General features: G+C 70.5%; 9 protein-coding genes. 5 read left to right on the top strand and 4 right to left on the bottom strand.

Features of this window, described 5'->3' with window-relative positions:
* Window positions 1-525 precede the first annotated feature (525 nt).
* Window positions 526-1089: a hypothetical protein gene (locus ABZS40_RS35760; RefSeq protein WP_354949075.1), complete on the bottom strand. Its 564-nt coding sequence runs from the start codon at window positions 1087-1089 to the stop codon at window positions 526-528.
* 878 nt (window positions 1090-1967) lie between these two features.
* On the opposite strand from ABZS40_RS35760, the gene ABZS40_RS35755 reads away from it, so the two are divergent.
* Both ABZS40_RS35755 and ABZS40_RS35750 read left to right on the top strand, forming a co-directional pair.
* Window positions 1968-2309, top strand: coding sequence for a hypothetical protein (locus ABZS40_RS35755; RefSeq protein ID WP_354949073.1), 342 nt, complete (start codon window positions 1968-1970; stop codon window positions 2307-2309).
* Window positions 2306-2965 (top strand): nucleotidyl transferase AbiEii/AbiGii toxin family protein, encoded by a 660-nt coding sequence (locus tag ABZS40_RS35750; protein ID WP_354949071.1) that lies wholly within the window; start codon window positions 2306-2308, stop codon window positions 2963-2965. The genes ABZS40_RS35755 and ABZS40_RS35750 overlap by 4 nt, the downstream gene beginning before the upstream one ends.
* A 40-nt stretch (window positions 2966-3005) precedes the next feature.
* On the opposite strand, the gene ABZS40_RS35745 is transcribed toward ABZS40_RS35750, so the two are convergent.
* A complete protein-coding gene (locus ABZS40_RS35745; protein ID WP_354949077.1) occupies window positions 3006-3806 on the bottom strand; it encodes an SDR family oxidoreductase in 801 nt (266 codons plus the stop codon).
* Window positions 3807-4067: 261 nt separating this feature from the next.
* On the opposite strand from ABZS40_RS35745, the gene ABZS40_RS35740 reads away from it, so the two are divergent.
* Window positions 4068-5858, top strand: coding sequence for a 5'-nucleotidase C-terminal domain-containing protein (locus tag ABZS40_RS35740; RefSeq protein WP_354949070.1), 1791 nt, complete (start codon window positions 4068-4070; stop codon window positions 5856-5858).
* Window positions 5859-5915: 57 nt separating this feature from the next.
* On the opposite strand, the gene ABZS40_RS35735 is transcribed toward ABZS40_RS35740, so the two are convergent.
* Entirely contained in the window at window positions 5916-6089 is a 174-nt protein-coding gene (locus tag ABZS40_RS35735; protein ID WP_354949068.1) for a hypothetical protein, read from the bottom strand.
* A gap of 75 nt (window positions 6090-6164) precedes the next feature.
* Window positions 6165-7334 carry a geranylgeranyl reductase family protein gene (locus ABZS40_RS35730; RefSeq protein WP_354949066.1) on the bottom strand — a complete coding sequence of 390 codons (1170 nt, stop codon included), beginning with the start codon at window positions 7332-7334 and terminating at the stop codon, window positions 6165-6167.
* A 148-nt stretch (window positions 7335-7482) separates the two neighbouring features.
* Between ABZS40_RS35730 and ABZS40_RS35725 the strand changes: the two genes are divergently transcribed.
* Both ABZS40_RS35725 and ABZS40_RS35720 read left to right on the top strand, forming a co-directional pair.
* Window positions 7483-7719, top strand: a complete 237-nt coding sequence (locus ABZS40_RS35725; RefSeq protein ID WP_112587077.1) for a hypothetical protein — start codon at window positions 7483-7485, stop codon at window positions 7717-7719.
* Window positions 7720-7804: 85 nt separating this feature from the next.
* On the top strand, window positions 7805-9244 hold the full coding sequence (locus ABZS40_RS35720; protein ID WP_354949064.1) for an MFS transporter: 1440 nt from the start codon (window positions 7805-7807) through the stop codon (window positions 9242-9244).
* The last annotated feature ends 545 nt before the right edge of the window (window positions 9245-9789 follow it).

Here is a 9789-nt window from a genome sequence, read left to right as displayed (position 1 = left end):
GCGATATTAGGTGAGGCCCGGGGACACTGAGTCACACCGACACCCTCCACAACCAGCCCGCCACCCGCGTTGTTCCCCCGCCCCCGCCCCCGCCCTCGCCCTCGCCGGGCCGGGTGCCCTCAGGCCCATCGCTGCACCGCCGGTCGCCTCACGACCTCGACATCCGCCGTCGCGCCGCGTTTCGGCCATGCCCCCCGCGAGATCTTGGACAGTTTCCGTTCGCACGCAACGGGAAGTGTCCAAGATCTGCTGGCAGCCACCGACCCGACTGCGGCATCCGCTTCCGGCGGCGCGGCATCCACTTCCGGCGGACACTCAGCGGCGCGGCATCCACTTCCGGCGGACACTCAGCGGCGCGGCATCCGCGAACAATGACCAGTGGCCAGTGACATGTCCCTGCCGCACGCAACGGAAACGCCGCTGGCCGGCACCCCGGGTTGGGGGTGCCGGCCAGCGGTCGGTGTCGTGCGGCGCTGCTGCGTGCGTGCTTATCGTGCGGGTGCTTATCGTGCGGGTGGTTGCGGGTCAGCTGTTCCAGTGCTGGGCGACCAGGTCGGTGGCCTGCTGCTCCCACTGGGCGTAGGCGTCCGGGTAGGCCGACACCTGCACCGTCTGCGCCGCGTCGGTCAGCGGCATGTCCTGCCACCCATCAACCTGCTTCAGACCCTTCAGGAACGCGGTCGTCGAGTAGGCGGGGTCGGTGATCTGCTCCGGGGTACCCCAACCACTGGACGGGCGCTGCTGGAACAGGCCCAACGAGTCGTGATCATTCATGTCGCCGAGGTGGCCCAGGTTCTCCAGCTTCGACTCCTGCAGGCTCGTCGCGATCGAGATGACCGCGGCCCGCTCGGGCAGGCCGGCCTTCTTCGTCGCGGCGATGATCGCCTTCACGTTGGCGGCCTGCTCGTCGTTGACGGTGATGTGGGACTGCTCGCCCTGCGGCTTCGGCGCCGACTGCTGCACGGTCACGGCGACCGGCTTGCCATCGGCCGGGGTGGCGGCGTGAGCGGCGATCGGGCCAGCGAACACACCACCGGCGAACGCGAGACCAGCAACAGACAGCATGCTCTTACGGAAAATCGTGTTCATCAGGGGTAGCTCCTTCGGGGGTAGAACACCCAACCGCCAAGAGGGGGCGGCGGCAGGGTGTGAGCACCTCGTCCGGCGCTGCACATGCAAGGGGAAAGTCTTGCGGGGTGACGCCTGTCAGGCGTCGGTGTCGGCGGCCTGGCGAGCAGGGGCTCGTGGCGCCGGGGTCCAGATGTAACGACCCGGGGGCCGGAGTCATTCCGGGGGCGGCCCACCTACCGGCACCCTCATCGTGGCGGTGCCAGGCGGTCGTTCGCGGGGACTGCAACGACCCGGGGGCCGAGGTCATTCCGGGGGCGGCCCATCCAGCCGGCGCCGTCGTCGCGGCGGTGCCAGGCGGTCGTTCGTTCGTTCGTGTAACGACCCGGGGGCCGGGGTCATTCCGGGTGGCCCACCTGCCGGCACCCTCAACGAGGCGGTGCCCGTCGGTCGTTCGCGGGGGGACTGCAACGACCGGGTGGAGGCTGGCATTCCAACCTGCGCGACCAGCCCCCGCGGGTCGGGCGGCGAGTCGGTGGTACTGCGATCGTCAGGAAATGTAACGACCCCGACCCCGCCATGATTCCAGCCCGAAGGTGCGCCCGGTCACCACCCACAACCACCCACCAACGACCAAACCACCCACACCACGCCCCGTCCACGGCGTCGAATCGACCCTCACTCGGCTGATCCACTCGGGTACACGGAAGTCGGGGCATCCCAGACACCCGGACACCCCGACATCATGAAACCCGAGTCGATCACGACCAACCCGGACGCACCAGCCCCCACAAACCGGACAGAATCCGCCGCCGGGCGGGGACATGCCGGCGCGCCTGGAGCGGCGCTCTGGGATCGACCTGAGCGACACCGGCTTTGGTGGGCGTTACCCTGACACCATGCAGGCCGTCTCCCCCACCGCGACCGGCGTGGCCTTCCTGGCCCGCCCGGGTCGCCCCGCTGTGGTGGCGCGGACGCTCACCGAGCTGGCCGGCCCCACCCGGGGTGTGGTGGAGCTGCCGGTACGGCTGATGTGGAACGCCGAGCGCACCTTCGACCTCGGCGACCCCGACCAGCTGCTCTGGATGTACGAGAACGTGCTGCGCGAGACCACCCGGGCCGAGGATCTGCGGGCTCTGATCAACGGGCGGACGCTGCGTCGGGTGTGGCGACTGCTCAACCTGCCTCGGGGCGTACGCCAGGCGTGGGAGAGCCGGCACCGCGGCCTGCGCGCGGCGTGACCGAACCTCATCTGCACGAGTTCTACCGGGAGGTGGCCCGGGTGGCGCTGGCCGCCGCCGGGCCGTACCGGTTCGTTCTGGGTGGTGGGGTGGCGTGGGCGGCGCACGGGCTGGTCGCCCGACCGACGGAGGACGTCGACCTCTTCGCGGACGTGGAGGGCGCCGCAGCGGCGGCGTCGGCAGGGGTGCGGGTGGCCCTGGAACGGGCCGGGTTCATCGTCAGCGACGCCGACCCGGACAGTGAGCTGGCCGAGCTGTTCGACGGGTACGAGCAGGACATGAAGGATTTCTTGGTGAGCCGCGACGGACGGCAGATCCGGCTCAGCCTCGCCCGGTTGGACCGCCAGCAGAGCCCGGTGGTGATGGACCTCGGCCCGGTGATGGACGTCCGTGACCTGGTGGCGAACAAGATCGCGGCGTTGGTCAACCGTCGGGAGGTCCGTGACTTCATCGACGTGGCGGCGGCCCTCGACCACTACGACGTGACCGAACTGTTGGTGCTGGCACGGCAGGTCGACCCCGCGCTGGACCCGGACGACGTGCGGGCCGCCGGCCGCTACCTGGACCGGCTCTCCGACCAGCGTTTCGGCAGGTACGGCCTGGGTGCCGCCGACGTCGCCGAGATCCGGCAACGCTTCGCCGCCTGGCCCCGCTGACCGGGTGGGCGCCCCGAGCGGGCGCCCACCCGACGGCGGATCACTTGGTCGGTCGACCGCCCGTGACCCCCAGGATCTCGCCCGTCACGTAGCTGGACTCCTGCGAGGCGAAGAAGACGTACGCGGGCGCCAGCTCAGCTGGTTGCCCGGGACGCCCCTCCGGGGTGTCCGTGCCGAACTGCTTCACCTTCTCCTCCGGCATGGTGGCCGGGATCAGCGGCGTCCACACCGGGCCCGGCGCGACAGCGTTGACCCGGATGCCCTGCTCGGCCAGGTCGGCGGCGAGGGCCTTGGTGAAGTTGGCGATCCCCGCCTTGGTGGTGGCGTAGTCCAGCAGTTGCGGCGACGGGTCGAACGCCTGGATCGACGACGTGTTGATGATCGCCGACCCCTCGGCCAGGTGCGGAATGGCGGCCCTGCAGAGCCAGAACATGGCGTACAGGTTGGTCTTGAACACCCTGTCGAACTGCTCGGTGCTGATGCCGAGGATCCCCTTGTCCTGCGACATCTGGTACGCCGCGTTGTTGACCAGGATGTCGAGGCCGCCCAGGTCGCGCACCGCCCGATCGACAAGGTCCTGGCAGTGCGCCTCGTCGGTGATGTCACCGCGCACGGCCACGCCCCGCCGGCCGGCGGCCTCGACCAGCCGGATCGTCTCCCGGGCGTCGGCGTCCTCCTCCTCACTGAGGTAGGAGATGAGCACGTCCGCGCCCTCCCGGGCGAAGGCGATCGCGACCGCCCGGCCGATCCCCGAGTCCCCGCCGGTGATCAACGCCCGCTTGCCGTCGAGCTTGCCGCTACCCCGGTACGACTCCTCGCCGTGGTCCGGCTTGGGGTTCATCTCGGCGGTCGAGCCGGGCGCTGACTGCTGCTGCGCGGGCTGACCGGACTGCCCGCCGTACTGGCTGGTCGGATCCTGCTGGGTGTGCTGGTCACTCACTTTCTTCTCCTCGCTACGCCGAACCGTTCTCTACCGCCCTACCCGTCGTCCGCCTCCGAAAACCGGAGCGCCGTTTGGGGCTGCCGTGGCGGGAGTGCCCGGTGCTGGTTATGGTGCGCAAGGCGCTCACGAGGCGCGTCCACCCCCATGGAAAGGCACGTCATGACCTCTCCCTCCGGCCCGTCGCGCCGCCAGGTGCTCGTCGCCGCGGCGGCCGCGGCGACCACCCCGCTGATCGCCGCCGCGCCCGCGCAGGCGGCCGGCCCGGCCCGGCCGCGCACCTGGGACCTCACCCTCCTGGGCACGTCGGACACGCACGGCAACGTCTACAACTGGGACTACTACCGCGACGCCGAGTACGACGACAGCAAGCAGAACGACATCGGCGTCGCGAAGCTGGCGACCCTGATCAACCAGATCCGTCGGGAGCGGCGCGGCAAGGCGACGCTGGTGCTCGACGCCGGCGACACGATCCAGGGCACGCCCCTCGCGACGTACTACGCCAAGCAGGAGCCGATCACCGCCACCGGGGAGAAGCACCCGATGGCACGGGCCATGAACGTCATCGACTACGACGCGGTGACCCTGGGCAACCACGAGTTCAACTACGGTCTGCCGTTGCTGGACCTCTGGATCCGTCAGCTCGGCTTCCCGGCGCTCGCCGCGAACGCCGTCAACGCGAAGACCGGCAAGCCGGCCTTCCTGCCGTACGTCATCAAGAAGGTCTCCCTCGGTTTCGCCGCGCCGACCCTGCGGGTCGGCATCCTCGGGCTGACCAACCCCGGTGTGGCCATCTGGGACAAGGGCAACGTCGAGGGCAAGCTGCGCTTCGACGACATGATCGCGACCGCCGCGAAGTGGGTGCCGATCATGCGGGCCCGCGGCGCGGACCTCGTGCTGATCTCGGCGCACGGCGGGGACAGCGGCACCTCCAGCTACGGCCCCGAGCTGCCGAACGAGAACCCGGTGGCGCTGATCGCCCAGCAGGTCCCCGGGATCGACGCGATCCTCTTCGGTCACGCGCACAACGAGGTGGTCGAGCGGTTCGTCACCAACGAGCGCACCGGCACGCAGGTGCTGCTCTCCGAGCCGTCGAAGTGGGGCCAGCGGCTAACCCGGATGGACTTCACCCTCACCCGTGAGCGTGGCCGGTGGACGATCACCAAGAAGGCCGCCACCATGCTGAACACCAACACTGTGGTCGAGGACCCGAAGGTGCTCGCCGCCGTGCGGGCCCAGCACCAGAAGACCGTGGCGTACGTCAACCAGGTCGTCGCCACGTCGACTGTGGAGTTGTCGGCGGCCCAGTCGCGGTACAGGGACACGCCGATCCTGGACTTCATCAACCACGTTCAGACCGAGGTGGTCGGCGCGGCGCTGGCCGGCACCGCGTACGCGGACCTGCCGGTGCTGTCGATCGCGGCGCCGTTCAGCCGGACCGCCGTCTTCCCCGCCGGCGACGTGAAGATCCGCGACGTGGCCGGCCTGTACGTGTACGACAACACCCTTGAGGCGGTCGTGCTCAGCGGGGCCGAGGTGCGCGCGTACCTGGAGTACTCGGCGAAGTTCTTCCGCACCCTCGCGCCGGGCGCCCCGGTCGACCCGGAGCAGATCAGTGACCCGGCCGTGCCGGACTACAACTACGACGTCTTCTCCGGCCTGGACTACGACATCGACATCTCCAAGCCGGTCGGGCAGCGGATCACCCGCCTGGTGCTGGCCGGCACCGACGCTCCGGTGGCCGACAACGCCCAGTTCGTGGTGGCCGTGAACAACTACCGGCGCAGCGGCGGTGGCAACTTCCCCGGCATCGTGAAGACCCAGGTCTACAACGCGCAGCAGGAGATCCGTCAGCTGCTCATCGACTGGGCGCAGGCCAGGGGGACCATCGACCCGGCCGACTTCTTCCAGCCCAACTGGCGTCTGGTACGCGAGGGCGTGCCGGTCTTCTGACCGAACCGCATCCAGAACGGGCCGTGGGTGGCGACACCCGCGGCCCGTCGCGCGTTCTCAGCCCTGCACGTTCCAGCGGATCGGGTCCTCGGACTCCTCCGGCCGGTCGCGCCCGGGATCGGTCTCGGTCAGGGCAATCCGCTCGTCGGGACGGACGGCGGGCGGCAACTCTCCGAACCGCGCGTGGCGCAGAAACGCGTAATCGTCTTCGGTGAACGGCTGCTCGGTCATCAGCGCCTCCTCCTGCTCCGCTTCCGATTGTCCGGCGGCCGGGCCGACCGGCACCAGTAGCCGCGCACACACCCTCTAAGGCGTCCTAGGATCCTGGGTGACGGGGGTGGCCTGGCGCGACGTGCTGGACAACCGGTCGAGCACCGCGAGGGCGGCCCGGATCGGGCGGCGGCGCAGCATCACGTCGAAGCTCGCCCGCCCCTGGCAGAACTGCACGAACATCCGCCAGCCCGGCGGGGTCGCCAACAGGGCGTGGAACACGTCCGGGCGGCGGGTGAACACTTCGAGCAGCCGGAACCCCGCCCGCATCTCCGGCAGCAGACGCTCGGCCACCGCCCGCTCGTACCCGGCCAGGTCACCGCCCGCGACCGCAGCCCCGGCCAGCTCGCCGGAGCGCAACGCGAAACTGATGCCCTCCCGGCTCCACGGCTCCAGCAGCCCCGCCGCATCCCCCACGACCAGGACCCGGCCGTTGCGCAACGGTGAATCCTCCGCCCGACAACGGGTGAGGTGACCGGAGTCGTGCTCCGCCGGCAACCCGGTCAGCCCCAACCGGTCGACGAACCGCCGCAGATAGTCGCGGGTCCCCTCCCCCGCCCCCCGCGCGGCGATCACGCCGACGGTCAGCCGGTCACCCTTGGGAAAGACCCAGCCGTACGAGCCCGGCATGTCTCCCCAGTCCAGCAGCAGCCGACCCCGCCACCGCTCCTGCTCGGCCGGCGGCACCGGGATCTCCAACTCCAGACCCAGATCCACCTGCCGGTACCGAACCCCCACGTACCGGCCGGTCACCCCCGACGAGCCGTCCGCCCCGATCACGGCACGAGCCGCGATCGTCGTACCGTCGGCCAGCCGCAGGCGTACCCCCTCGGGGTCCTGCTCGATCGCGCGGACCGCGACCCGCTCCCGCAGCTGCGCGCCGGCGGCGACCGCCGCCGCGCGCAGGCGGTCGTCGAACTCCTCGCGGCGCACCATCGTCACCACCGGACTGCCGTTGCGGCGGGTGAACTCCCGACGGCCGTCGCGGGTGAACGTCACCCGGTCCACCCGGTCGTGCGCGGGCACCTCGATCCGATCCTGAACGGCCGCCAGCGAGGTGCCGATCAGACCACCGCCGCAGGTCTTGTACCGCGGGTGCACGGCTCGCTCGACGACAAGGGTGGACACGCCCGCACGGGCAGCGGCGTGTGCCGCGGACAGCCCCGCGGGGCCAGCGCCGACGACGACGAGATCCCAAACGATCACGGAAGCAGCCTAGGGCACCGCCCCGGCCCGACCGCCGGACCCGCCCGCCGTCGCGACCGCCCGATCGGGTGTGCATCTTCGGGCAGCGATGGGGTAACCGGCGCACGGCAACCGCCACCTCAGTGGCGGACGAGCACAAGGAGGAACCATGCAGCAGGTGCAACTGTCGGAGGCCGAGCAACGGGTGTACCAGGCGGTCACCACCCTCGAGGCACGCGGGCAGGTGCCCTACCCGGACCTGATCGCCGAGGAGTCCGGGCTCACCCAGGAGCAGGTGGGCAGCCCCCTGCACCTGCTCACCGAGAAGGGCCTGCTGCACCGCGAGGACTCACCGATGGCCGGCCTCGACTTCGGTCCCCGGTTCTGCGCCCGCCAGATGGCGTGACCCGCGGAACCAACCGGCACGCTTCGCCCCCCGAAGACCCGGGTAGCGGTCAACCACGCACCACCGAGGGTCGACGGGGGGCACGATGAGCGCGGCGCAGACGCCGCAGCCGGTGACCGCGGCCGAGAACCGACGACGCTGGCAGGCGGTCGGCGTCGGACTCGTCGCCGCCTTCATGACGCTGCTCGACGTGAGCATCGTCAACGTGGCGGTGCCGTCCATCGACCGGGCGCTGCACGCGTCACCGAGCGACCTGCAGTGGATCCTCTCCGGGTACGCGCTCACCTTCGGTCTGGCGCTGGTGCCCGCCGGCCGTTTCGGCGACGCCCGCGGTCGGCGCAACGCGTTCGTCTTCGGCATCGCGCTGTTCACCGTCACCAGCGCGCTCGCCGGCCTCGCCACGTCCCCGACCTGGCTGGTCATCGCCCGACTGCTGCAAGGCGCCGCCGCCGGCATCGTCAACCCCCAGGTCATCGGGCTGATCCAGCAACTGTTCCGCGGGCCCGAACGCGCCCGCCCATTCGGGCTGCTCGGCGCCACCATCGGCATCTCCACCGCCGTCGGGCCGCTGCTCGGCGGGCTGCTCATCGCCATCGGCGGCGAGGAACACGGCTGGCGCTGGGTCTTCTTCGTCAACGTGCCGGTCGGTGTCCTCGCGGTGATCCTCGGCTGGCGGCTGCTGCCCGGCCGCCCCGCCGGTCAACGCGGCTGGCATCGACTCGACCCCGTCGGCGTCCTGCTGCTCGGCATCGGTGTGGTCCTGGTCCTGCTGCCACTGGTGCAGGAGCAGCAGTGGAAGACTCCCTGGAAGTGGGCGCTCATCCCGGCCGGCCTGGCGGTGCTGGTCGCCTTCGGGCTCTGGGAACGCCGGTACGCCCGCCACCACCAACCCCTGTTCGACCTTCGACTGTTCAGCTTCCAGTCGTACACGCTGGGCTCGATCCTGGCGCTCGTCTACTTCGGCGGCTTCACCGCGATCTTCTTCATCTTCACCCTGTTCCTGCAGATGGGGCTCGACTACAGCGCCCTCGTCGCCGGCCTGGCCATCACCCCCTTCGCTCTGGGCTCCGCAGCCGCCGCCGTACTCGGTGGCCGCATCGTCAACCGCTTCGGCCGACCACTGGTCGCCATCGGACTGCTCACCGTGGTCGTCGGACTGGCCGCCACAGTGATCGCACTGCACCTCTTCCCGGACGCCCCGGCGCCCTGGGTCACCACCGGCCCGCTGCTCGTCGCCGGCATCGGCAGCGGGCTGGTGATCGCCCCCAACCAGACGATCACCCTCTCCGAGGTGCCGGTCGATCAGGCGGGCAGCGGCGCGGGCATGCTCCAGACCGGCCAGCGGATCGGCGCCGCCGCCGGCATCGCCGCCGTCGGCTCGCTGTTCTTCTCCACGCTGGCCGACAGCCGTGGCGACTGGACCACCGCCTTCGAACAGTCCCTCATGCTCGCCACCGGCATCATCGCGCTCGCGCTGGTCGCCGCGCTGATCGATATCTGGCGCACCCACAACCACAAGAGCTGACCGGGGTACGCCGCTGGCCGGCACCCGGGGTTGCGGGTGCCGGCCAGCGGTCGGTGCCGTGCGGAGGTGCTGCCCTGCCGTGCAGGGCGGGGCCAACTGACTGACCGATGATCCCTCGTCTCGTCCATGCAGATCTTGGACAGTTTCCGTTCGCACGGAACGGAAAGTGTCCAAGATCTGCGGGCGGATGCGGGTTGGATGACGCGATCCCCGTCCGCCGAGGGCCCGACGCCGCGCGCGGGACCTCTAGTTCAGCGGGCAGCGGCTGATGAACCGCGACCGGCGACCCGCCACTACGCAAAGGCCGCTGGCCGGCACCCGGGGGTTGCGGGTGCCGGCCAGCGGTCGGTGTCGTGCTGTGGTGCTGCGTGCTTATCGTGCGGGTGCTTATCGTGCGGGTGCTTATCGTGCGGGTGCTTATCGTGCGGGTGCTTATCGTGCGGGTGGTGTGGGTCAGCTGTTCCAGTGCTGGGCGACCAGGTCGGTGGCCTGCTGCTCCCACTGGGCGTAGGCGTCCGGGTAGGCCGACACCTGCACCGTCTGCG

The organism is Micromonospora sp. NPDC005324, from assembly GCF_040607155.1.
GTDB lineage: Bacteria > Actinomycetota > Actinomycetes > Mycobacteriales > Micromonosporaceae > Micromonospora > Micromonospora trifolii.
The sequence above is the reverse complement of the archived record's forward strand: the minus strand, read 5'-3'. Positions and strand labels throughout refer to the sequence as shown.

Bases quoted from the DNA above. Each gene is read 5' to 3' on its own strand.
- ABZS40_RS35760 (WP_354949075.1), bottom strand. From the start codon at position 1,089: ATGAACACGATTTTCCGTAAGAGCATGCTGTCTGTTGCTGGTCTCGCG.
- ABZS40_RS35755 (WP_354949073.1), top strand. From the start codon at position 1,968: ATGCAGGCCGTCTCCCCCACCGCGACCGGCGTGGCCTTCCTGGCCCGC.
- ABZS40_RS35745 (WP_354949077.1), bottom strand. From the start codon at position 3,806: ATGAACCCCAAGCCGGACCACGGCGAGGAGTCGTACCGGGGTAGCGGC.
- ABZS40_RS35740 (WP_354949070.1), top strand. From the start codon at position 4,068: ATGACCTCTCCCTCCGGCCCGTCGCGCCGCCAGGTGCTCGTCGCCGCG.
- ABZS40_RS35735 (WP_354949068.1), bottom strand. From the start codon at position 6,089: ATGACCGAGCAGCCGTTCACCGAAGACGATTACGCGTTTCTGCGCCAC.
- ABZS40_RS35725 (WP_112587077.1), top strand. From the start codon at position 7,483: ATGCAGCAGGTGCAACTGTCGGAGGCCGAGCAACGGGTGTACCAGGCG.
- ABZS40_RS35720 (WP_354949064.1), top strand. From the start codon at position 7,805: ATGAGCGCGGCGCAGACGCCGCAGCCGGTGACCGCGGCCGAGAACCGA.